Origin of the sequence: Campylobacter concisus (assembly GCF_002913865.1) — a bacterium.
GTDB lineage: Bacteria > Campylobacterota > Campylobacteria > Campylobacterales > Campylobacteraceae > Campylobacter_A > Campylobacter_A concisus_AM.
In genome coordinates, this window is record NZ_POYX01000152.1 from 38,003 (window position 1) to 59,298 (window position 21,296).

General features: G+C 41.2%; 23 protein-coding genes. 8 read left to right on the forward strand and 15 right to left on the reverse strand.

Annotated features, from left to right (window positions below; genetic code table 11):
* Positions 1-290: 290 nt before the first annotated feature.
* Positions 291-1,631, forward strand: a complete 1,341-nt coding sequence (locus CYP77_RS09650; RefSeq protein WP_103567412.1) for an Ig-like domain-containing protein — start codon at positions 291-293, stop codon at positions 1,629-1,631.
* A gap of 45 nt (positions 1,632-1,676) precedes the next feature.
* Here CYP77_RS09650 and CYP77_RS09655 read toward each other — a convergent pair whose 3' ends face one another.
* From CYP77_RS09655 to CYP77_RS09670, 4 genes are all read right to left on the reverse strand, one after another.
* A complete protein-coding gene (locus tag CYP77_RS09655) occupies positions 1,677-3,095 on the reverse strand; it encodes an alanine/glycine:cation symporter family protein (RefSeq protein WP_103567411.1) in 1,419 nt (472 codons plus the stop codon).
* An 88-nt stretch (positions 3,096-3,183) separates the two neighbouring features.
* Entirely contained in the window at positions 3,184-3,699 is a 516-nt protein-coding gene (locus tag CYP77_RS09660; protein WP_103567410.1) for an ATP-dependent DNA helicase RuvA, read from the reverse strand.
* A 40-nt stretch (positions 3,700-3,739) separates the two neighbouring features.
* A complete protein-coding gene (locus CYP77_RS09665; RefSeq protein ID WP_258032402.1) occupies positions 3,740-4,906 on the reverse strand; it encodes a replication-associated recombination protein A in 1,167 nt (388 codons plus the stop codon).
* A 20-nt stretch (positions 4,907-4,926) separates the two neighbouring features.
* Complete coding sequence (locus CYP77_RS09670; RefSeq protein WP_103567408.1) at positions 4,927-5,457, reverse strand: pyridoxamine 5'-phosphate oxidase family protein; 531 nt, start codon at positions 5,455-5,457, stop codon at positions 4,927-4,929.
* 79 nt (positions 5,458-5,536) lie between these two features.
* Here CYP77_RS09670 and CYP77_RS09675 point away from each other — a divergent pair, with 79 nt between their 5' ends.
* On the forward strand, positions 5,537-5,830 hold the full coding sequence (locus tag CYP77_RS09675) for a hypothetical protein (RefSeq protein ID WP_103567407.1): 294 nt from the start codon (positions 5,537-5,539) through the stop codon (positions 5,828-5,830).
* A 1-nt stretch (position 5,831) separates the two neighbouring features.
* Here CYP77_RS09675 and ung read toward each other — a convergent pair whose 3' ends face one another.
* Positions 5,832-6,524, reverse strand: coding sequence for a uracil-DNA glycosylase (ung, locus tag CYP77_RS09680; protein ID WP_103567406.1), 693 nt, complete (start codon positions 6,522-6,524; stop codon positions 5,832-5,834).
* 63 nt (positions 6,525-6,587) lie between these two features.
* On the opposite strand from ung, the gene CYP77_RS09685 reads away from it, so the two are divergent.
* From CYP77_RS09685 to infC, 3 genes are all read left to right on the forward strand, one after another.
* The gene (locus CYP77_RS09685) at positions 6,588-7,163 is read left to right on the forward strand and encodes a YbaK/EbsC family protein (protein ID WP_103567405.1); all 576 of its coding nucleotides are present in this window, start codon (positions 6,588-6,590) and stop codon (positions 7,161-7,163) included.
* 341 nt (positions 7,164-7,504) lie between these two features.
* Positions 7,505-9,325: a threonine--tRNA ligase gene (gene thrS, locus CYP77_RS09695; protein WP_103567404.1), complete on the forward strand. Its 1,821-nt coding sequence runs from the start codon at positions 7,505-7,507 to the stop codon at positions 9,323-9,325.
* On the forward strand, positions 9,322-9,840 hold the full coding sequence (gene infC / locus CYP77_RS09700; protein WP_009295104.1) for a translation initiation factor IF-3: 519 nt from the start codon (positions 9,322-9,324) through the stop codon (positions 9,838-9,840). Before thrS ends, infC begins: the two co-directional genes overlap by 4 nt.
* 536 nt (positions 9,841-10,376) lie before the next feature.
* Here the strand turns inward: infC and CYP77_RS10065 are convergent.
* The 4 genes from CYP77_RS10065 to CYP77_RS09715 all read right to left on the reverse strand — a co-directional run bounded on the left by CYP77_RS10065 (position 10,377) and on the right by CYP77_RS09715 (position 13,813).
* Positions 10,377-10,514, reverse strand: a complete 138-nt coding sequence (locus CYP77_RS10065) for a hypothetical protein (protein ID WP_181001446.1) — start codon at positions 10,512-10,514, stop codon at positions 10,377-10,379.
* Between the two features lie 487 nt (positions 10,515-11,001).
* Positions 11,002-11,247 (reverse strand): hypothetical protein, encoded by a 246-nt coding sequence (locus CYP77_RS09705; RefSeq protein WP_103599760.1) that lies wholly within the window; start codon positions 11,245-11,247, stop codon positions 11,002-11,004.
* Between the two features lie 438 nt (positions 11,248-11,685).
* A complete protein-coding gene (gene gdhA, locus CYP77_RS09710; RefSeq protein ID WP_103567402.1) occupies positions 11,686-13,044 on the reverse strand; it encodes an NADP-specific glutamate dehydrogenase in 1,359 nt (452 codons plus the stop codon).
* Positions 13,045-13,240: 196 nt separating this feature from the next.
* Positions 13,241-13,813 carry an SMI1/KNR4 family protein gene (locus CYP77_RS09715; RefSeq protein ID WP_103567401.1) on the reverse strand — a complete coding sequence of 191 codons (573 nt, stop codon included), beginning with the start codon at positions 13,811-13,813 and terminating at the stop codon, positions 13,241-13,243.
* Positions 13,814-13,912: 99 nt separating this feature from the next.
* Here CYP77_RS09715 and CYP77_RS09720 point away from each other — a divergent pair, with 99 nt between their 5' ends.
* On the forward strand, positions 13,913-14,842 hold the full coding sequence (locus CYP77_RS09720; protein ID WP_103567400.1) for a PQQ-binding-like beta-propeller repeat protein: 930 nt from the start codon (positions 13,913-13,915) through the stop codon (positions 14,840-14,842).
* Positions 14,843-14,882: 40 nt separating this feature from the next.
* On the opposite strand, the gene CYP77_RS09725 is transcribed toward CYP77_RS09720, so the two are convergent.
* From CYP77_RS09725 to glmM, 6 genes are all read right to left on the reverse strand, one after another.
* The gene (locus tag CYP77_RS09725; protein ID WP_004317286.1) at positions 14,883-16,322 is read right to left on the reverse strand and encodes an acetyl-CoA carboxylase subunit A; all 1,440 of its coding nucleotides are present in this window, start codon (positions 16,320-16,322) and stop codon (positions 14,883-14,885) included.
* A gap of 116 nt (positions 16,323-16,438) precedes the next feature.
* Positions 16,439-16,984, reverse strand: coding sequence for a hypothetical protein (locus tag CYP77_RS09730; protein WP_021086664.1), 546 nt, complete (start codon positions 16,982-16,984; stop codon positions 16,439-16,441).
* 9 nt (positions 16,985-16,993) lie between these two features.
* Positions 16,994-17,428, reverse strand: a complete 435-nt coding sequence (locus CYP77_RS09735; RefSeq protein ID WP_004317437.1) for a CopD family protein — start codon at positions 17,426-17,428, stop codon at positions 16,994-16,996.
* A gap of 9 nt (positions 17,429-17,437) precedes the next feature.
* Positions 17,438-17,800, reverse strand: a complete 363-nt coding sequence (locus tag CYP77_RS09740) for an NINE protein (protein ID WP_103567399.1) — start codon at positions 17,798-17,800, stop codon at positions 17,438-17,440.
* Complete coding sequence (gene lspA / locus CYP77_RS09745; RefSeq protein ID WP_103567398.1) at positions 17,790-18,242, reverse strand: signal peptidase II; 453 nt, start codon at positions 18,240-18,242, stop codon at positions 17,790-17,792. Before lspA ends, CYP77_RS09740 begins: the two co-directional genes overlap by 11 nt.
* Positions 18,235-19,575, reverse strand: coding sequence for a phosphoglucosamine mutase (gene glmM / locus CYP77_RS09750; RefSeq protein ID WP_103558329.1), 1,341 nt, complete (start codon positions 19,573-19,575; stop codon positions 18,235-18,237). The genes lspA and glmM overlap by 8 nt, the downstream gene beginning before the upstream one ends.
* 157 nt (positions 19,576-19,732) lie before the next feature.
* Between glmM and rpsT the strand changes: the two genes are divergently transcribed.
* Positions 19,733-20,002, forward strand: coding sequence for a 30S ribosomal protein S20 (gene rpsT / locus CYP77_RS09755; RefSeq protein ID WP_004317319.1), 270 nt, complete (start codon positions 19,733-19,735; stop codon positions 20,000-20,002).
* A gap of 14 nt (positions 20,003-20,016) precedes the next feature.
* Positions 20,017-21,084, forward strand: a complete 1,068-nt coding sequence (gene prfA / locus CYP77_RS09760) for a peptide chain release factor 1 (protein WP_103567397.1) — start codon at positions 20,017-20,019, stop codon at positions 21,082-21,084.
* Positions 21,085-21,296 lie beyond the last annotated feature (212 nt).

Genomic DNA, 21,296 nt, shown 5'->3' on the forward strand with positions numbered 1-21,296 from the left:
TTTATAGGGCTATATAAAGATTTTTTTGGCGTCATTCGGGGCCACCATTTCTATATCAAATTTCCCAAAACGTAAAATCAAATAAATAAAATTTAGAAACATTTTTTGTAATTCTACTGTTTTTAAATTTTAAATTAAATCCCTAAAATACGGCAAGCTATTACTAAATTTAACTCTAAAATTTATAACTTCACATTTCTAAAATGTCACAACTGTACCAAAGTACAATAGCTATAAAATAAATTTTTTACTTATAATTGACAACATAAAATACGCAAAGGGGAAAAAATATGAGTAAAGTTAAAGGACTAATAAAATCAATAATCGGCACAGATGCCATCGTCGCAGTTGATGCTAATGGAAATCAAAGGTCTCTAAAGGCTGGTGACGTGATCTATGACAACGAGGTCATAAAAGAGCAAGATGGCGTAAAGGTTGAGTTGCAACCTCTTAATAGTGAAAATGAAAAAGCTGGCGATGAGACCAGTAAAGAGATCGCCTCACTTCAGGAGCAACTATTGAATGGTAAGAACATCACTGATCTTGAAGAGACTGCAGCTGGTGGTAACGCCTCAGCAGGTGGTAGCAATAGTGGAGATGGTGTTAGTCTCGGTGCTGCTAGCTTTGCAAATGGCGGTCACTACTCAAACATCAATGCAAATTTTGAAAACCTAAGCTCTCAAGCAAACGCTAGTGCAGAGGCTTTTGCAAATGTAAGCGGTGGCGCAAGCGAGGAGGACTTTAGTCTTGATACACTTGCAGCTGCGATAGATAATGCATATAACAATATATTGCCACAGACACTAGAAGTATCTGTTACGGCAGTGGATGATAACGTAGTTACTGGAAATACAGACGAATCAGTAAGCAGCCATATCGATGTTGGGGATAATATCCTAGAACACAGCGTATCTGAAAGAACAGGTCTGCATATCACAAACGACAACACTCCAACACTTAGTGGCAAAGCTACTGCTAATGCAACTATTAGCGTATTTGACGGCGAGGGCGAGAGCGCACCACTACTTGGCACAACAACTACCGATGCAGACGGAAACTGGTCATATACTCCAACTTCGCCTTTAGCTGACGGCGATCATAAATTTACTATCGAAGCTAGCAAAGTAGCTGCAAATGGCGAAGAGCTAAAAGCTACAAGCACACAAGATTTAACTATTGATACAGTAAATAATCAACTAAGTATTGATAGTATCAAGGTTGATCACTTTGACGATTTAAGAGACTTCCACATGTTTAGATATCCTGATAGTATAACTACTCATATAGATGATAGCACTCTTATCAATAGCCCAAATGACCTTGACTGGACACCAACTATAACTGGTAAGGCTGAAGCCTTTGCTGATGTTAATCTTGAAATCTGGATGAAGCCAGGTATTTGGGAATGGAATACTGCTCCTGATAGATTGATTACTACGATATCAGCTAAGGCCGATGCAAATGGTAACTGGAAAGCTGAGGATATAGACTTTAAAGGCAAGGCATATTTTGACCATGCTTATGAAATCAAAGCTGTTTCTAGCGTTGATGAGGCAGGAAATGTTGCTGATTTAAGCACTCCTACCACATTTTATTTTCCAGTACCAACACCACCAGAAGATCACCTATAATATTAAATTTAATGTGGAGAGAGCTCTCTCCACGTACTCTTAAATTTACTTCAAATACTCTTTTACGTCGTACTCTTTGCCAGCGTTGTGATCTTTTAAAAGTTTAGCCACAACTGGGCTTAGAAGGATAATGGCGATCAAATTTGGCACAACCATAAGACCGTTAAACATATCGGCTAAACTCCAGACAAAATCAACCTTTTGCAAGCTGCCTAAAAAGACAAAAACAACAACTAAAATTTTAAAAATTTTAACCGCCCTTGCGCCAAAAAGGTAGCGCACATTGATCTCAGCAAAGTAGTACCATCCAATGATCGTCGTAAATGCGAAGAAAAATAGGCAGATCGCCACAAAGCTATAACCGCCAGTTTTGCCAAAGATGTGCGACGAAAACGCCTCTTGCACCAAGGTGATGCCAGTAAAGACTGCCTTGCCGTTTTCAAAGCTGATGACGTTTGCGGTTAGCACCACAAAAACGGTTATATTTAAGATGACAAAGGTGTCTATAAAGACGCTCATTATGCCAAGGACGGCTTGATCGACTGGGTGTTTGACGTTTGCAGCAGCGTGTGCGTGTGGAGTTGAGCCCATGCCAGCTTCGTTGCTAAAAAGACCCCTTGCGATGCCGTATCTCATAGCAGCTGCGATGCTAGCTCCAGTGGCCCCACCCCAGGCAGCCGAAGGATCAAACGCAGCTTTAAATATTAGCGAGATCGCTTCTGGGATTTGGTGAAAATTTAAAGCGATGATAACCACGCCAACGATGATGTAAAGTAGCGCCATTAGCGGCACGATCTTTTCAGCGACCCTTGCTATTGCCTTTACGCCGCCTATGAAAATTAGCGCGCAAATGAGAGCCAAAAACGCCCCCGTTAGCCACTGCGGTATGCCAAAAGCGCCGCTAAAGCCGTCTGATATGGAGTTTGCTTGAACCATGTTGCCGATAAAGCCAAGTGCGATGATGATAGCGATAGCGAAAAATCCAGCTAGAAATTTCGCCCACTTTCCATTTAAGCCGCGGCTTATGTAAAAGGCTGGACCGCCTATTGTGTGGCCGCTGTCGTCCTTCGTGCGGTAAATTTGAGCGAGGCAAATTTCAGCGAAATTTGTAGCCATGCCCAAAAAGGCTGCGCACCACATCCAAAAAATGGCTCCAGGACCGCCCATGATAAGAGCTGTCGTCGCACCCACGAGGTTTCCAGTGCCAACTTGCGCGGCGATAGCGGTTGCTACTGCTTGAAACGAGCTCATACCAGCCTTGCCAGCAGCCTCGCCGTGAAGCGAGAAATTTCCAAAAAGCTTGCCTAAACCCATTTTAAATTTAAAAATTTGAACAAAGCCAAGTCTAATGGTGAAAAATAGTCCAGTACCGCAAAGTAGGGCGATAAGGAAGTATGGGCCCCAAAGAAATGAATTTATACTTTCAACGCAGTTATTTAAAATTTCAGCAAAATTCGTAGGCATTTTTTAACTTTCGTGATTGATTTGGATTTGAGAAGTATATTTGAATAAATATAAAATTTAAATTAATAGCTAAAAAATCATAGCCTAGCTAAATTTTTACAAGAGAGCCCTGCAAAACCATGCTTGAGTAGTAGTAAAAGCTGTAAAATAGCCTATCGTCATAGCTTAGCTCGTCTTGATCCACGATCTCAAGATACTTTGGCTCTAGCATTTGCTCCATCTTTACAAGCGGCTTTGCATGATCTATTTGCTCCACTTTCTCGCAAATTTCAAGCATAAATTTAAAAAAGACTTCAAGCTTACGTGAGATAAATTTAGCTGCTTCGCCTTTTTCGCCTAGCGCACTTTTGTAAATTCTCACCAAAAAAACGAGCGCAAAGGGCGTTGCGTGCCAAAATGTCTCTTGATATTCACACTCACCAAAGATTTCATCAAGTAGCTCGCTAAGCTCTTTTTCATCAAATTTAGACTTTTTCACAGCCTTTGTAAGTGTGTTTAAAATTTGTGCAAAAAGCTCCGCCGTGCCGTAACTACAGCTTAGCCTATCCCACGGCACGTCTTTTATCTTTAAATTTGCGATATATGTTAAATTTTGCTCGACCATGCGCGTACCTTTTTAAATTTCGAAAGAGTAAAGCCTAAATTTAGCCCTTTGACCTAATTTTTTCTAACCACTCATTTAGCGTTTTTTCAAAGCCTATGCCCTTACTTTTGTAAAAAACGAGCGGTTTTTCTAGGTATTTTTGCTCGACCCAGCCGCCAAAATCATGCGGATAAAGGTAGTCTTTGCTCTCTTTTGTGTGGTTTTTAAGATATGGCGGGATCTTTAAAATTTCTTCGCTTTGCACGTATCTTAGAGCGGCATTTATCGCGTTGTAGCTGGAGTTTGACTTTGGCGAGCTAGCTAGATAGACGGCGCACTGAACCAGTATGATCCTAGCCTCTGGAAAGCCTATCTCTTTTACGATGCTTAGCGTGCTGGCAGCTAAATTTAGCGCATTTGGGTTTGCATTGCCGATGTCTTCGCTGGCAAATATCGCCATCCTTCTAGCGATGAAATCAGCGCTCTCGCCAGAGTCTATGAGCCTTGCGAGATAGTATATGACGGCGTTTTCGTCGCTTCCGCGCAGACTTTTTATAAAAGCGCTTGCTAGCTCGTAGTGCGTGTCGTCCTCTTTTGCTCCCTCTTTTAGGGCGTTTTGGCGAAGTGTTTTTAAATTTTCTAGGCTCACATTTTTATCAAGCGTGACGGCAAATTCGAGTAAATTTAGCATAGCTCTTGCGTCGCCGCCGCTACTTTTAAAAAGATACTCCTTCGCCTCCTCGTCAATGCTAAATGAAATTTGCTCCCTGATCTTGCCAAGAAGCTCCTCAAAATCGCCACTGCTAAGCGGTCTAAACTCAAAGAGCATCGAGCGGCTCCTGATGCCTGAGCTTAGCGTGAAAAAGGGATTCTCCGTGCTAGCGCCGATAACTAGGGCTTTGTAGTTTTCCATGGGAATGAGCAGTGCTTCTTGCTGGGTTTTGCTAAGCCTGTGGATCTCGTCTATGAAAAAGAGTGGCTTATTTAGGGCGTTTTCGTAGTTTTTTAAAATTTTGCGAAAGTCATCTATCTTTAAATTTCCGCCGTCAAACTCGTAAAAGTCGTAGTTTGCCCCGCTTGCGACTGCCCTTGCAAAGCTCGTCTTGCCACAGCCTGCTGGACCATAAAATATGGAGTGCGGTATCTTGCTTGTGGCTATAAATTTTAAAAAAGCCGCTTTAACCGCCTTTTGACCGCAAATTTCATCTAAATTTTTTGGTCTAAACATCAGTGCAAGTGAGCTCAAATTTACCCCTTTACCGCTTTTGGCAAAATTTTGGCCTTCGCGCTAAGGCTATCTATCTTTAGCTCGTAAATTTTCATGTTTTTTAGCCCATACTCGGCCGCCACGTCAAAGGTGCTCATCGCGTAGGCGGTGTATTTTTGGCTGAGAATTTTTAAAATTTCATATCTTTTGGCCTCGTCTGTCACTTCGTAGGCTCTCGTTTTTGCGATGGCGCTTTTGTACTCAGTCGTAAAGACCTTGCCGCCAAGCGCCTTGCCATCGTCTTTTATCATTTCTAGCTCGCTATCATTTAGGTGCGGGACTTTATTAAAGCTAACGCAGACAAACTCCACTTTTCGCCCATTTTGAAGCAGCTTTGCCTTGCTACCAGCGCTCGCTCCATGCACAAAAATGCTCTCACCAACTCTAACTGGCGAGATAGGCACGCTAAAAATTTCTCCCTCATCATCCACGCATGAGATCACGCTGTATTCGCAGTTATCGATGATCTCAAGCGCCTCGTCAGGACTTAGTTCTCTATCTTTTCGTCTCATTTTTCATCCTTTTTTTGCAAAATATTTTAAAATTTAAGTGCTTAAAGGCTAGTATAACGCAAAAATTTTAAGGAAAAGTATGAAAAAATTTGCCATTTTTGCCCTTTTACTGGGTGTAAATTTATTTGGTGCAAGCGAGGTTTGCAAGGAGTATGTCAAGCAAAGCAGGCTCTATCTTGACGAGCTTTATGCCAAAGAGAGCAAGAAGCTTGCGGGTGATGAGAAGGCGCTAAGGCTTTTTGAGCTTAAATTTGATGAGTTTAAGCAAAGACAAAGCGGTCAAGAGGCGATGATAATGCAAAATAACGATGAGAAATTTTGCAAAAGCGAGCTTGAAAAGGTAAATAAGCTTCTTAGTGAGCTTAAAAAATAGCTCAAATTTTAGCGTTTAAGTCCCATTCGATGGGCGTTTTGCCGTGGTTTGCTAGGTAGATATTTGCCTTTGAAAAGTGCCTGCAGCCAAAAAACGCCCCACGAGCTAGCGGACTTGGGTGGGCTGCCTCTAAAATGAGGTGCTTGCTAGCGTCTATTAGCGGCGCTTTTGCCTTGGCTGGGTTGCCCCAGAGCATAAAAACTACGTTTTGTAAATTTTCACTTATCTTTCTTATGACGGCGTCTGTAAAGCCCTGCCAGCCAAAGCTAGCGTGAGAATTTGCCGCTCCAGCACTTACGCTAAGGGTAGAGTTTAGAAGCAGCACGCCTTGCTTTGCCCACTTTGTAAGATCACCGCTATTTGGCTCTTTTATGCCAAGATCGGCGTAAATTTCTTTGTAGATATTCACAAGGCTTGGCGGCACGCGCACACCACTTGGCACTGAAAAGCTTAGCCCCATGGCTTGATTTGCGCCGTGATATGGGTCTTGGCCAAGGATGACGACCTTTACGGCGTGAAATGGTGTTAGGTTAAATGCGTTAAATATAAGCCCGCTTGGTGGATAGACGACGCCAGCGCTCTTTGCTTTTAAGAAATTCTCTTTGATGCGAGCGAAATTTTCGCTCAAAAACTCATCTTTTAGCACCTCTTTCCAGCTTGGCTCGATCTTTACATCGTCTAAATTTATCTGCATTTTCCTGCCCTTTTTTGGTTTTAGCGCTATAATTTTAACTAAATTTATCCAAAGGAAAGAGCTGTGTCAGAGCAAATTTTTAATAAAATCCACGATCTACTTAGCAAAAATGGGGCTAAATTTAGAGTGATAGAGCATGAGAGCGCTAGGACTTCAGAGGAGGTCGCTAAGATAAGAGGCACGAAGATGAGTCAGGGCGCAAAGGCGCTGGTCTGCTCTATAAAAGGCGTTGATGAAGCTAAATTTAGAGAAATTTTTAAAGATGAAAATGTGCTAGATGGCTACTTGCTAGATGATGAAAAGCCAGCGATGAAGGCTGGTAAAATTTACTTGCTCGCGGTCTTGCCAGCTGACGAGCAGGCTGATCTTGACGCGCTTACGCAAAAATTTGACGGTAAAAGAGCAAGCCTTGCTAGTCCAGAGGAGGTCACAGTGCTGGCTGATTGCGTATTTGGCTCGGTTCCGCCATTTAGCTTTCATAAAAATTTGCACCTTGTTGTGGATGAGAGTTTGCTAGAGCGAAACGAGGAGATCGCCTTTAATGCTGGGCTTCTTGATAGATCTATCGTTTTAAACGCAAAAGACTACGCTAGGATAGTAAAGCCGGTGTTTGTTAAATTTGCAAAAGAAAAGTGCTAGGCTAACCACTTCCTAGCACTAAATTTGTCGGGAGAAAAATGAATTTAAGTAATGCAAAGACGAGAAATTGCTAAATTCATTTCAAGAGCAAATATTATCAGGGATAATCTTAAAATATAATAAATTATATTGATAAAATATGAATATTTTAGGGCTTCTTACATTTATATATAAAAATATATATTTTAAAAGTCAAAAATTTTGGCTCAAATTTTACTAAATTTAAAAAGAATTTATAAAAATTTGCTTAGCAATTATTAAGTTTAGCTTAAAGCCCATTTCGATAAAATCCTTAATCGTTCTTTTATCGTAAAAAAGACAATTTGATATAAGGAAAAACAATGAGCGATATCATCGCATACAAACTAAATGGCGAAATAGTCGATACTCAAAGTATCGCAGGGCGTGAGAGTAGTGCTGAGCCTATCTATTTTGACAACTCAAAAGAGGCACTACACGTTATCAGACACTCCTGTGCGCACCTAATGGCACAAGCTATCAAATCACTCTATCCAAAGGCGAAATTCTTTGTCGGACCAAACGTAGAAGATGGATTTTATTATGATTTTAGAGTTGATGATGAGGGCACGAAACTAGGCGAGAGCGATCTAGCAGCGATCGAAGATAAGATGAAAGAGCTTGCTGAGAAGAAATTTGACATAGTTAAAACCTGCTCAACCAAAGCTAATATGAGTGAGAAATTTAAAAACGACGACCTAAAACAAGAGGTCTTAAAAAGAATTCCAGATGGCGAAGTGAGTAGCTACGCACAAGGCGATTTTGAAGATCTTTGCCGCGGACCACATGTGCCAAATACTAAATTTTTAAAATTCTTCAAGCTTACACGCGTGGCTGGTGCGTATCTTGGCGGCGATGAGAGCCGTGAGATGCTAACTAGAATTTACGGCACAGCTTACGCAGACAAAGAGAGCCTAAAAGAGCACATCCGCATCATCGAAGAGGCTAAAAAGCGCGATCACAGAAAGCTTGGCGTCGAGATGAAGTTATTTACATTTGATGACGAAGTGGGCGGTGGTTTGCCGATATGGCTACCAAATGGCGGACGCTTAAGATCAAAACTAGAGCAGCTATTATACAAAGCTCACCGCGACCGCGGCTACGAGCCAGTGCGAGGTCCTGAGCTTTTAAAGGCTGATGTGTGGAGAAGAAGCGGCCACTACGCAAACTACAAAGAAAATATGTACTTTACAACGATCGATGAGACAGAGTATGGCATCAAGCCGATGAACTGCGTTGGCCACATCAAAGTCTATCAAAGCGATATCCGCTCTTACCGCGACTTGCCGCTTAAATTTTTCGAGTATGGCGTCGTTCACCGCCATGAGAAAAGCGGCGTACTTCACGGACTTTTCAGAGTTCGCGAATTTGCACAAGATGACTCACATATCTTTTGTATGCCAAGCCAGATCAAAGAAAATATCTTAGAAATTTTAAAATTTGCTGGCACGATAATGGAAAATTTTGGCTTTCATTACGAGATGGAGATTTCAACCAAGCCAGCCAAAGCTATCGGCGGCGATGAAATTTGGGATACAGCTACAAAAGCGCTAAAAGAAGCTCTTGATGAAAATGGCTTTAAATACGGCATCGACGAGGGCGGCGGCGCATTTTATGGACCAAAGATCGACATTAAGATCACCGACGCACTTAAGAGAAAGTGGCAGTGTGGCACGATACAAGTCGATTTTAACTTGCCAGAGCGCTTTGATCTAGGCTACATCGACGCAAATAACGAAAGACAGCGCCCTGTAATGCTTCACAGAGCATTGCTTGGCAGTTTTGAGAGATTTATAGGAATTTTACTTGAGCACACTGCTGGCGAGCTACCATTTTTCATAGCTCCTACGCAAGTCGTCATCGTGCCTATTAGCGACGCGCATTTAGACTATGCAAAAGAAATTTCACGCGAGCTAAGAAAGATCAACGTCGATAGCGAGATCGCAAGTAAAAATGAGAGTTTAAATAAGAGAATAAGAACGGCAGAAAAACAAAGGGTGCCTATGATAGTCGTGCTAGGAGATAACGAAGTAGCGAACAAAAGCGTTGCGCTGCGCGACAGACAGGCTAGGACGCAGAGCGATATGAGCTTGGCGGAATTTATAAATTTAACGAAGGAGAAACTTAGTGAGGTACATTTTTGAGTAAGGAAAATGAAGTATTGCTCAATGAGGACATAAGGGCGAGAGAGGTAAGATGTGTAGGGGATGATGGCACGGCATATGGTGTCATCTCAAGAGATGAGGCTTTAGAGATCTCAAATAAGCTTGGGCTTGATCTAGTGCTTATAGCGCCAGATGCGAAGCCGCCAGTTTGCAAGATAATGGACTATGGTAAATTCCGCTATCAGCAAGAGAAAAAGCAAAAAGAGGCCAAGAAAAAGCAAAAAACCATCGAGATAAAAGAGATAAAACTCTCTGTCAAGATCGCCCAAAACGATATAAACTATAAGGTTAAACACGCAAGCGAGTTTTTGCAAGATGGCAAACACGTTAAATTTCGTGTATTTTTAAAGGGTCGCGAGATGAGTACTCCAGAGGCTGGCGTAGCCATGCTTGAGAAGGTCTGGGAGATGATCAAAGATGAAGCTGACCGCGACAAAGAGCCTATAATAGAAGGTCGTTATGTAAATATGCTTGTAACTCCAAAAAAGGGTTAAAATCTCACAAAGAGCAGGCTAGGGCTTGCTCTTTTTCACTAAATTTTTAATACAAAAACTTACAAATAACTATTTCTCAAAAATTCTATCATTTTTATATCTGCTAAATTTACGCAAGGGCGTTTGCGGTTGATGTGGCTTGTGGTTAAATTTTGTAGGATGAATTTAGACGCGGCTTAAATTTAGTAAATTTTGATTTTTGCTTACTGGAATTTATTCACTTTGTTATCGCTCGTATGTGTGCTGTGCTAAAACTTCGTGTGAGTTTGTAAATTTAAATTGCTTGTGCGAGTGTTTTAAACTAAATTTTGCCTAATATCTAGCTAAATTTGGCAAGAAACTTGATTATTTGTAGCTTAAATTTATCAAATTCTAAATTCCCTTGTTTGAGTTTGATTATCTTGCTGTCACTCACAAAAGCGCTGTGCTAAAAACTTCTTGCGACTTTTAAATTTTGTTTTATATATGCTTGAGTGAGAGTTTTTAAGCTAAATTTTGCCTATGAGCTAGCTAAATTTGGCAAAGAAAGTATCGCTTTAATAAATGCTTTTTACAAAAGAATTTTGACCACTATTTGGTTTTATGTGGTAGCCAAATTTGGCAAGAGATTCGCTTCTTTGTAGCTTAAATTTAGTAAATTTTAACTTTAACTTATCAGGATTTGCCACCGCCATTTTTATATCCTTTAAATTGGTGCTGTGCTGAAATTTGACAGGGTAAAGCTACCTTGTTGGAGTGAATTTGATAACCATATTGTGAGTTTATAAATTTATGGTGCGTGTGCGAATGTCGTGAGCTAAATTTCATCTGATAGGTTGCTAAACTTGACGAGAGAAATATAACTTTAATAAAGTGCCCTTTGCAAATCTTTTGACCGCTTTTATTTTATTTGGAGCTAAATTTGGCAAGAAATTTCTTTGTTTATAGCTTAAATTTATAAAATTTTAATTTTTGCTTACTGGAATTTACTCTATTTTTTTTACTGCCATTTAAGTAGGTAATTTACTGAAATTTGGCTGGGTGAGAGCCGCATACTAGAGTAAAAATGAAAGCTTCTTTTGAGTAAATTCGATATTTGTAGTGTTTATGCGAGCGTTTTGAGCCAATTTTTGCTAAATTTATAAGTTAAATTTGGTTTTCTTGTAAAAATGCGAGCAGTTTTTATCGCTTTAAAATGCTTTTTGCAAAGGATTTGACTGCTTTTGTTTTATGCGGTAGTAAAATTTGATAAGAGAAATTTAGGTATGGCTTAAATTTATAAAATTTAATTATCTCTTGCCAAAAATGAAACTCTTTGTCGTCTGGTTGGTTAAAATTTAGGATTTGCTCGGTTGGTAGTAGGACTTCATTGTTTAGCCTTACTATGTCGAAGTTGCAAGTGCCATGAAATTTTTGCTCGTAACGCATTTGCTGCAAATTTCTTCATCGCCAAGTAGCCACGCATAGACAGCACAACTCTATGTAATCAAGCAAAAACATCAACGGATCATCCGCAGTAAAAACCATCGAATTTAAAGGACAAACCTCGCCATACCAACATTTGCCACTATATTAGCTTTTTTAACAAAATTTATACCAAAAGCTCTAAAAAAGTGGTCTGCTCGCCACCCTAATGAAATTTAGCCAAGCTTCAAATTCGCATCTGCCACGCCAGCAAAAATTTTTTAAAACGAACGCTAAATATACGCCGCATAAAATGCTTCAAACTAGCGTAAATTTGATAGCTTGCTAGTAAAATTTGCCATATAAAAGGCAAAACCCTTTTTTGGCTAAAAACCATAGCCTGCCTCGTATCGATTTACGCCCAAATTTAACTTGGACGTAAATTTACAAAGCAAAATTGGCCTACACATATCCTTGATCTATCATCGCGTCAGCCACTTTTCTAAAGCCAGCGATATTTGAGCCAAGCACTAGGTTGCCCTCATCGCCAAACTCTTTACTTGTTTCGTAGCTTAGTTCAAAGATGTGGTTCATGATGCCATGAAGTCTGCGATCGACCTCCTCAAAGCTCCACGAAGTCATGCCAGCATTTTGCATCATCTCAAGACCACTTGTTCCCACGCCACCCGCGTTTGCTGCTTTTGCTGGAGCAAAGTGAAAGTCTTTTTGTGCAAGCATGAAATTTATCGCATCAAGCGTGCTTGGCATGTTCGCGCCCTCAGCCACGAAGCGGCAGCCATTTGTGTAAAGCACTTTTATATCGGCTAGGTGAAGCTCATTTTGTGTCGCACACGGGAAGGCTCCGTCGCATGGCACGTCCCAGACACCGTTTCTGCCCTCTTTGTATTCGCTCACGCTTACGTATTTTGCATTTGGTCTAAATTTGGTGTATTCGCTAAGGCGAGCGCGTTTTACTTCTTTTAGCTCTTTAAGTACCGCTAGATCGATGCCTTCAGCGTCATAGACATATCCGTTTGAGTCAGATACTGTGATAGGCAGTGCGCCTGCTTGATAGAGCTTTTCGACTGTGTAGATGGCGACATTTCCGCTACCGCTGATGCTGCATTTTTTGCCCTCTAGATCAAGTCCAGCTTTTTTTAGCATGTTTTGAGTGAAATATACTAGTCCGTATCCAGTGGCCTCTGTGCGCGCTAGGCTGCCGCCCCAGTTTAGCCCTTTGCCAGTTAGGATGCCATCAAACCTGCCAGTTAGCTTTTTATACTGGCCAAACATATAGCCGATCTCTCTAGCGCCCACGCCGATGTCGCCTGCTGGCACATCCACGGTGTTGCCGATGTGGCGATATAGCTCGCTCATAAATGCTTGACAAAAGCGCATTATCTCGCCCTCGCTCTTGCCCTTTGGATCAAAGGTGCTACCGCCTTTTGCGCCGCCGATATTTACGCCAGTGAGCGAGTTTTTGAAAATTTGCTCAAATCCAAGAAATTTTAGCACGCCAAGATCGACGCTTGGGTGGAGCCTTAGACCGCCCTTGTATGGGCCAACGGCTGAGTTAAACTGCACGCGGTAGCCGTTATTTACCTTTGGTCTGCCATCGTCGCCTGTGTATGTCACGCGAAAGATCACCGTGCGCTCAGGGATGACGATGCGCTCTAGGATCGCGTGTTTTTGGTATTTGCTCTCTCTTTTGATAAGCGGCTCTAGGCTGTTTAAAACCTCAGTCGCAGCTTGGACAAAGACGCCTTGACCTGGGTTGGTCTTCTTTATCCACTCCATCGTTTGTTCGATGTACTCGCTCATTTTTGCTCCTTTTTCTTTTTTTTGTAGTTAAATATTAACTCGGCTAGAAAAAATTTTTATTTAAAGATATTTTAATATTTTTATTTTGGGCAATGAGTGTTACATATTGAAACTAAATTTATAAAAAGTGGTTTTTGCTTTGGTTGCTAGGATAAATTTACAAAAGAGAATTTAGGCTAAGTGGAGCCCAAATTTACTAAATTTGCGCCATCTCTTGCCAAAAATCAAGTGCTACGTCGTCTGCTTGGACAAAATTTAGGAAATGCTCGGCTGATGGCATGGCTTCGTCATTTAGCCTTGCTATATAGGTGCTGGCAAGCGCTATGAAAAATTTTTCAAAGTCATTCGCAACGCGTCTGCTGCAAAGCTTTTTATCTCCAAGTAGCCACGCATAGACCGCACCACTCGTGCAATCAAGCAAAAATATCCACGGATCTCCCACGGCAAAAACTATCAAATTTGCTGGGCGAGCTTCACCTTGCCACCATTTGCCACCAAACTTATCTACGCTATTTAGCCGCACTAGCTCGCTCGCGTAGTCGCCTCTGGAGCCAAAACTGACATTGCAAATTTCAAACTCTCCAAGCTTAAATTTGCTTAAAAGCTCTGTAAATTTGGCTGGGAAATTTACACTAAGGCTCTTTTGTGCTTGCATAAATGCCAAAGCATCCTTTTGTGGCAAAAGTCTCATACCACTCATGCCATCTTGCTCTAGCGGCAAGAAAATTTGATCTAGTTTTCTAGCGATCTCATCTAGTTTTAAAAACATATCGCTCCTTAAATTTGCTAAATTTGGCAAATTTTATCAAATTTAGCCTAGTGCGCTTTTAAATTTGGGTTATAATCGCCATAAATTTAAGGAGCTAGCGTGGTTAGATCATATCCTCTTGATATGCCTGGCGTGGAGTTTCGCGGACACGGCGTAACCGGCATTTACGAGATGAATGGGCGCATTGCATTTGTGCATTTTGCTTTTGGGGCGCCTAGCGAGCTAGAGATAGCTCAAAAACTAACGCCAAACTACGTGCTACTAGATACATTTTCACGCGACTTTAGCGAGCATAAAAGATCAACGCTTACCTACAAACAAAGCGAAATTTTTATAGCCAGCAATGCGCGTTGCTACCCAGAAAATGGCTACTTCGTGCTAAATACTAGATACTACAAGGGCTACATAAACTCCCCGGCAAAGCTTATAAAGATAAGTGATGGGCTGATGAGCGAGCTCGGCGTTGCTAAGGAGCCTGTAAAAGAGATATATAACGACGCTAAAACGTATGAATTTGATGGTTTTTGCGTGCGAATGAGCTCGCCATTTATGATGGAGTGTAAAGAAATTTTGGGCGGCATGGCAATCAACATCGAAGCAAAAGATGAAAATTTAGACGCAAGCGTGCCGCCCAAAGAGCAGGGCGCAAGGATAGGCAAGAGCATCTGGCGGCTAAAGCTTGGCGCATATCTCTACACGCCAGTTTGCCTGCGTGATGGGGTGCTTTACTTTGGCACTGCTGGCAAGGGCGGAGATCTATACGCCGTGGATGCAAAAAGTGGCGAAGTGATGTTTAAGTTTAAAACCAGCGGCACGGAGCATTTTGTTTGGGTCGAGAGTCAAATTTTGCTCGCAAACCGTAAAAATAAGCCAGTTTTGATAAGCGCTAAAGATGGCTTGCTATTAAAAGAGATAGAGTTTGAGAAATTTAGCCTTGGCGCAGATCAGCTCATGCTAGTAAGTGGTGGCAGGCTCTACGCTGTGGCAAATGACGGAGCTAAAATTTACGCAGTTTGCGCGGAAATTTAGCCTTGGCGAAATTTATCGCCAAAGCCATAATGAGATAAATTTATCTCTTCTTTTTATATCTTTTTATCGCCTCTACGATGACCTCTTCTAGGTCGTCATTTGGCTCTTTGTTCATATCATCATAGGTGTTTTCAAGGATAGTTTTTAAGTTTTTCTCAACGTAGCTAGTATCGAAAAATCCCCTTCTAAATTCCTTGCTCTTGCTGATCGTTAGCAAAAATGGGATGATCGTTCGCACGCCCTCGATGGTAAATTCTTCAAGTGCTCTTTCAAGCTTATTTACCGCTAGATCATAATCAGTCGCCTTGACGATCAGCTTTGCGATAAGTGAGTCGTAAAATGGCGGTATGGTGTAGTCCTTATAGACGTGGCTATCGACGCGTACAGATGGGCCAAGAGCTGGGTAGTAGCCCTCGATCGTGCCTGGTGCTGGGATGAAATTTTCCCAGACATTTTCAGCCGTGATCCTTGCTTCTATCGCGTAGCCGCGCGGTTTGATGTCGCTTTGCTCGATCTCTAAAATTTCACCCGCTGCGATCCTTATCTGCCTAACGACAAGATCATGTCCTGTGATCTCTTCAGTGATGCCGTGCTCCACTTGGATACGGGTGTTCATCTCCATGAAGTAAAAGTTATTGTAGTCATCTAGCAAAAACTCGATCGTTCCGACGTTTGAATAGCCCACAGCCTTTGCAGCAGCCACTGCGGTCACACCCATGATCTTTCTTAAATTTTCGCTAATCGATGGACAAGGTGCGATCTCGATGATCTTTTGGTGACGCCTTTGGATAGAGCAGTCACGCTCGCAAAGGTGGATGATGTTGCCGTAGTTATCGCCTAAAATTTGAAACTCGATGTGGCGAGGATTGACGACAAGCTTCTCCATAAAAACTTCGTCGTTGTTAAAGTATGCTTTTGCCTCTCTGGTGCACGACTCAAAGGCATCTTGCATATCTTCTTCTTGCCAGACCTCTCTGATGCCACGGCCGCCACCGCCACCGCTTGCTTTTAAGATGACAGGGTAGCCGATGCGTCTGGCGTGCTCTTTTATGGCGTCCATGCTCTCATCATTTAGCTTTTCGGTACCTGGCACTATCGGTATGCCGTTTTTCTTCATCAGATATCTAGCGATGTTTTTATCGCCCATTTTCTTGATGACTTCAGCTTTTGGACCGATGAAGATGAGCCCAGCGTCCTCAACCGCCTTTGCAAATTCGTAGTTTTCGCTCAAAAAGCCGTATCCTGGGTGAATGGCGTCAGCCCCGCACTCTTTAGCAAGCTTTACGATCGCTTTGGCGTCAAGATAGCCTTTGATCGGATCTTCGCCCACTTGATAGGCCTCATCAGCGATCCTGACGTGTAAGCACTCGCTGTCTGGTGCTGTGTAAATTCCTACGCTTTGGATGTGTAAATCCCTACAAGCTCTGACTATCCTAACTGCGATCTCACCACGATTTGCGATAAGAATTTTATGTATCATAGGCTATCCTTTTTGAGTTTTTCTTATCATATAACTATTCGTTTTATTTTTAGATAAATTTGTTAAGTCTGGTTTTAAAATTTGAGTGCAAAGGCTAAATTTACACTCAAATTTCTTTATTTGCTGATGATTTGGGGGAAAGGTGTGGCTAGGGCTTTTTTGCTAAAATCTTGCGACTCGATCGTGAAATTTGTAGCAAATCTTTGAATGCCCTCTTTTTTATAAGCACGCCTTTGGATGGTAAAAAGGACTAAATTTCCGCCTTGTTTGGTGTAGCGATATATCGAGTGCTCGGCTGTTGGCACGCCATTTAGGTTTGAAAATATCGTGATATCAAGATAAATTTCATTTGCCAGCGAGCCCTTTTTATAAGCCACTTTTAGTCCTTTTGCTTTTAGCTCTTTTAGATCATTTATCTTTTGCTCGACCGCTTGCTCTGGCGTAGCGTCAAATTTAAGGGTATTTAGCGAGAGCATGTAGCTAAAACTATCTATCTTCTCGCCAGGGAGCAAGTACTCCTGCGTGAATAAATTTGGCACAGGTTTGGCTGAGCCTGCTAGCGAGTAGAGTCTGTTGTCAAATTTTATCTGCATCGGCTCAAAATACTGAGTAGCTGCGAGCAAGAGCGCTGGCAAAGCGATAAATGCTAAAAATTTCTTCATCAAATTCCTTTAAAATGGATTTACTATCATGACCCAGATGATGATGAGCATCGCGATAGTTGGCACTTCGTTGTAAGCTCTAAAGAAGATGCCACTTTTGTTACAGCGTTTCTCTTTAAGCTGCTTCATGTAGCGTCCAAGATCTAGGTGATAGATAGCCATTAAGATGACAACTAAAATTTTGACGTGGATGTGACCAGTTTTTATAAGATCAGGCATCGCGATAAGTATCAAAATACCAGTAACAAATGAGCCAATAAGTGCTACCCAGCCGATGTAGTGATACATCTTATACTCCATCACCTCAACCACTTTTACAAAGTCTGGCTTGTCCATGTTTTCTACGTGATAAACGTAGAGCCTTGGCTGATAAAACAGCACTGCCATCCACGAGATGAAAAACAAATAGTGGAGGTATTTTAAGTAAAGATAATATTCTGCCATAACGTCTCCTTATCTAAAAAGTATCTCTTTTCTAGCTTCAAATTCAGCCTTGCTGATCGCACCACTCTCAAAAAGCTCGTAAAGCCTTTTTAAGTCATCCTCTTTATCTTTTAGTTTTAGTCTCTCTTTTAGCTCGACTTTTTGTAAATTTTTCTCGACATAAGCACCAACCAAAAATGCGTCGATGATCCACCAAATGCCCCAAATAGCTAAGAATGGTATGCCTATAATGAAATAAAACGTAGAGTAGCCAACGAAAAATAGTCCCATCATCAAAAAGCCAGTGATAAATTTACCAAGGTAAATTCTATGCGCTCCAAGCCAGCCAGTAAGTAGCCAAAGCGCGTATGCGACGTAGATATTATTTCCCACTCTCTCTCCTTTTTCTAAAACTTTGCCAAAGTATCATCACAACGCAAAGATCGATCATCACATCAGCGAAGTTAAAGACCGCAAAGTTAAACCACTTGTGCCAAAAGACGTAATCCACGACGCCGCCATGGATAAATCTATCTGTGATGTTTGAGCTGCCAGCTCCTAGCAAAGCTCCAAGCCAAATGGCATGCGAGCAAAGCAGTTTTTTTTCAATGACTAGATAGACAAAAACGCCTAAAATGAGAGCTATCTGGATAAATTTAAGCCACTCATCTAAAAAGGCAAACATCGAAAATGCAACGCCCTTATTATATGTAAGAACTAGCGAGAAAAACTCGCCCTCCCACGAAAAACCATCTATAAATATCATCTTTATCGCTTGATCAACGATAAAAATGAGAAAAAACGCAATGAAAAATTTAACCAAGCTTTTACGCATTTAGGGCTTTTACGAAAAATTTCTCAACTTCATCCATGCGTTTTTCAACTAAAGTTTGATTTTTGCCCTCAAGCAAAAGTCTGATCAAATTCTCAGTGCCAGAGTATCTAAAGAGCGATCTTATGCCCTCTTTTGCAAGGCTAGCTTCAAGCTCTTTTAGCCCCTCTATCTTATCAAGCGGCTTTTTCTCTGTGATCTTTAAATTTAGCAAAATTTGAGGATACGGCTTTAGCTCGCCAAAAATTTCACTAGCTTTTTTGCCTTTTTTAAGCATCATCGCAACAACTTGCATTGAAGTAACAAGGCCGTCGCCAGTCTTGGCGTAGTCGTTAAAAATGACGTGGCCGCTTTGCTCGCCGCCAAAATTTATGCCATTTTCTTTCATCATCTCAAGCACGTATTTGTCGCCTACGTTTGAGCGAAGCAGCTTGATCTTGTGAGCTTTTAGATAGTCATCAAGTGCGGCATTACTCATCACTGTAGCCACGATGGCACCGCCTTTTAGAGTCTTTTGCTCGTGTAAAAATGCTGCAAGTGAGCCAAGTATCGCATCTCCATGCACTACTTCTCCGTTTTCATCGACAACTACTAGCCTATCAGCATCGCCGTCAAATGCAAAACCGATGTCAGCACGAAGCCTTTTTACCTCGCTTGCTAGATCTTCTGGGTGAAGCGCGCCGCAGTTTTGGTTGATATTGCTACCATTTGGCTCGTTGTTTATGACGATGACGTCGGCTCCAAGCTCGCTAAATACAGTTGGTGCGACCTTGTAAGCAGCTCCGTTTGCTACGTCTAAAACCACTCGTAAATTCTTTAAATTTAACTCTTTTGGGAATGAATTTTTGATCTGCACGATATATCTACCGATAACATCATCGATCCTCTTGTTTGCGCCGATCTCTGTCATCGTCTTTTGGGCGTTTGCGATGAGCTCGTCGTCGTAGAAGATTTTTTCTATCTCGGCTTCTATCTTTTCATCTAGTTTGTTGCCAAAGCTATCAAAAAATTTGATGCCGTTATCGTAGTATGGATTGTGTGAGGCGCTTATCATTATGCCAGCGTCGCAGCGCATATTTTCTGTTAAAAATGCGATCGCAGGTGTTGGCATAGGGCCTATTTGAAGAACGTTGTAGCCAACTGCAGTTAGCCCAGCAACGATGGCAGTTTCGATCATATAGCCGCTTTTTCTAGTATCTTTTCCAACTAAAATCACATTTGTCGCTGAGGTCTTTCTAAAGTAAATTCCAGCAGCCATTGCAAGGCGCATAGATGTTTGAGCTGAAAGCTTTTCGCCAGCCTTACCACGAACTCCGTCTGTTCCAAAAAGTTTCATAAATTTATCCTTTTTATTATAAAATGGTGCTATTTTATCAGAAATTATCAAATTTAAAATCTAAAATTTTATTTGTTTTAAAGCAGACTTAAATTCAGTTACAATTAAATATATTTTTCATATAATCACGGACTAAAATTATCAAAAAAGGTATATTATGGCAAACCATAAATCTGCTGAAAAAAGAGCTAGACAAACTATAAAAAGAACAGAAAGAAATAGATTTTACCGCACTAGACTTAAAAACATCACAAAAGCAGTGCGCGTAGCTGTAGAAGCTAAAGATCTAAATGCTGCAAATGAAGCTTTAAAAGTTGCTAACAAAAGTATTCACAGTTTTGTAAGTAGAGGCTTTTTGAAGAAACAAACTGCTGCTCGTCGCGTTAGTCGCCTTGCTCAATTAGTAAATACTCTAAAAGCTGCTTAATCTATTAAATTTTAATGTTTGCTGATAAACTTCATCCATTTTTGGATCGCTATGATGAAATTTCTACGCTTCTAAGCGATCCAAATATAGCAAACGATATCGAAAAGATGACAAAGCTTTCAAAAGAGCAATCATCTATCGAACCAGTCGCAACTGCTGCAAAAAAATATCTACAAATTCTAAATGATATCGACGAGAACAAAGCCCTACTTGAGGACTCTGAGCTTGGCGAGCTTGCAAAAGAAGAGTTAAAAAGTTTAGAAATTTCAAGAGAGAAGCTTGAAGAAGAGATCAAAATTTTACTTCTTCCAAAAGATCCAAACGATGATAAAAATATATTTTTAGAAATTCGCGCAGGCACTGGTGGCGATGAGGCTGCACTATTTGTTGGAGATCTTTTTAACGCTTACATTAGATACGCAGAGCTTCGTGGATATAAATTTGAGATCGTTAGCCAAAGTGAGGGCAACACTGGTGGTTTTAAAGAGATCATCGTGCTTATAAAAGGCAAAGGCGCTTACTCTAGGCTAAAATTTGAAGGTGGCACACATAGAGTTCAGCGTGTGCCAGAGACTGAGAGTCAGGGCAGGGTGCATACCTCGGCTGTAACTGTGGCTATCATGCCAGAGGTCGAAGATAGCGAGATCGAGATCAATCCAAATGATATAAGAGTTGATGTTATGAGAAGCTCAGGCCACGGCGGCCAGTCGGTCAATACAACTGATAGTGCCGTTAGGATCACGCATATACCAACAGGGCTTGTTGTGACAAACCAAGATGGCAAGAGCCAGCACAAAAACAAAGAAGCTGCAATGAAGGTGCTAAAAGCTAGACTTTATGAAATGCAAGAGCAAGAGAGGCTTGCAAAAGAGACTAGCGAGCGCAAGAGTCAGGTCGGCACTGGAGACCGCTCTGGCAGGATAAGAACATATAACTTCCCACAAAACCGCATAAGTGATCACCGCATAAATTTAACTCTTTACCGCCTTGATGCTATCATGGCTGCGGGATTATTTGACGAGATCATCGAGCCGCTTATCACGCACTATCAAGCTGAAGCGATGCTTGAAGCTGGCATTTAAAACACTGCTAATTTTATTTTGTTTTCTACAATCAAATTTTAACATTTCATCTAGTCTAAAATTGTGCTGAAATTTTATAGAAAATAAGACTAAAATAATATCTTGTAATATTTATTTGAAAAATTATCAAAATTAAATTTTTAAATTTAGCCTTATAAATAGCGTTATTTAGGAGCTTACAAAGTTATAAAATTTTATTTTTGATATTACGA

What these genes read in the sequence shown, in the direction of transcription:
- CYP77_RS09660 (WP_103567410.1), bottom strand. Translation starts at nt 3,699, where the DNA reads ATGGTCGAGCAAAATTTAACATATATCGCAAATTTAAAGATAAAAGAC.
- CYP77_RS09650 (WP_103567412.1), top strand. Translation starts at nt 291, where the DNA reads ATGAGTAAAGTTAAAGGACTAATAAAATCAATAATCGGCACAGATGCC.
- CYP77_RS09670 (WP_103567408.1), bottom strand. Translation starts at nt 5,457, where the DNA reads ATGAGACGAAAAGATAGAGAACTAAGTCCTGACGAGGCGCTTGAGATC.
- prfA (WP_103567397.1), top strand. Translation starts at nt 20,017, where the DNA reads ATGTTTGCTGATAAACTTCATCCATTTTTGGATCGCTATGATGAAATT.
- CYP77_RS09675 (WP_103567407.1), top strand. Translation starts at nt 5,537, where the DNA reads ATGAAAAAATTTGCCATTTTTGCCCTTTTACTGGGTGTAAATTTATTT.
- CYP77_RS09725 (WP_004317286.1), bottom strand. Translation starts at nt 16,322, where the DNA reads ATGATACATAAAATTCTTATCGCAAATCGTGGTGAGATCGCAGTTAGG.
- gdhA (WP_103567402.1), bottom strand. Translation starts at nt 13,044, where the DNA reads ATGAGCGAGTACATCGAACAAACGATGGAGTGGATAAAGAAGACCAAC.
- CYP77_RS09735 (WP_004317437.1), bottom strand. Translation starts at nt 17,428, where the DNA reads ATGGCAGAATATTATCTTTACTTAAAATACCTCCACTATTTGTTTTTC.
- lspA (WP_103567398.1), bottom strand. Translation starts at nt 18,242, where the DNA reads ATGCGTAAAAGCTTGGTTAAATTTTTCATTGCGTTTTTTCTCATTTTT.
- CYP77_RS09705 (WP_103599760.1), bottom strand. Translation starts at nt 11,247, where the DNA reads ATGCGTTACGAGCAAAAATTTCATGGCACTTGCAACTTCGACATAGTA.
- CYP77_RS09730 (WP_021086664.1), bottom strand. Translation starts at nt 16,984, where the DNA reads ATGAAGAAATTTTTAGCATTTATCGCTTTGCCAGCGCTCTTGCTCGCA.
- CYP77_RS09665 (WP_258032402.1), bottom strand. Translation starts at nt 4,906, where the DNA reads ATGTTTAGACCAAAAAATTTAGATGAAATTTGCGGTCAAAAGGCGGTT.
- CYP77_RS10065 (WP_181001446.1), bottom strand. Translation starts at nt 10,514, where the DNA reads ATGGCGGTGGCAAATCCTGATAAGTTAAAGTTAAAATTTACTAAATTT.
- glmM (WP_103558329.1), bottom strand. Translation starts at nt 19,575, where the DNA reads ATGAAACTTTTTGGAACAGACGGAGTTCGTGGTAAGGCTGGCGAAAAG.
- thrS (WP_103567404.1), top strand. Translation starts at nt 7,505, where the DNA reads ATGAGCGATATCATCGCATACAAACTAAATGGCGAAATAGTCGATACT.
- ung (WP_103567406.1), bottom strand. Translation starts at nt 6,524, where the DNA reads ATGCAGATAAATTTAGACGATGTAAAGATCGAGCCAAGCTGGAAAGAG.
- rpsT (WP_004317319.1), top strand. Translation starts at nt 19,733, where the DNA reads ATGGCAAACCATAAATCTGCTGAAAAAAGAGCTAGACAAACTATAAAA.
- CYP77_RS09715 (WP_103567401.1), bottom strand. Translation starts at nt 13,813, where the DNA reads ATGTTTTTAAAACTAGATGAGATCGCTAGAAAACTAGATCAAATTTTC.
- CYP77_RS09655 (WP_103567411.1), bottom strand. Translation starts at nt 3,095, where the DNA reads ATGCCTACGAATTTTGCTGAAATTTTAAATAACTGCGTTGAAAGTATA.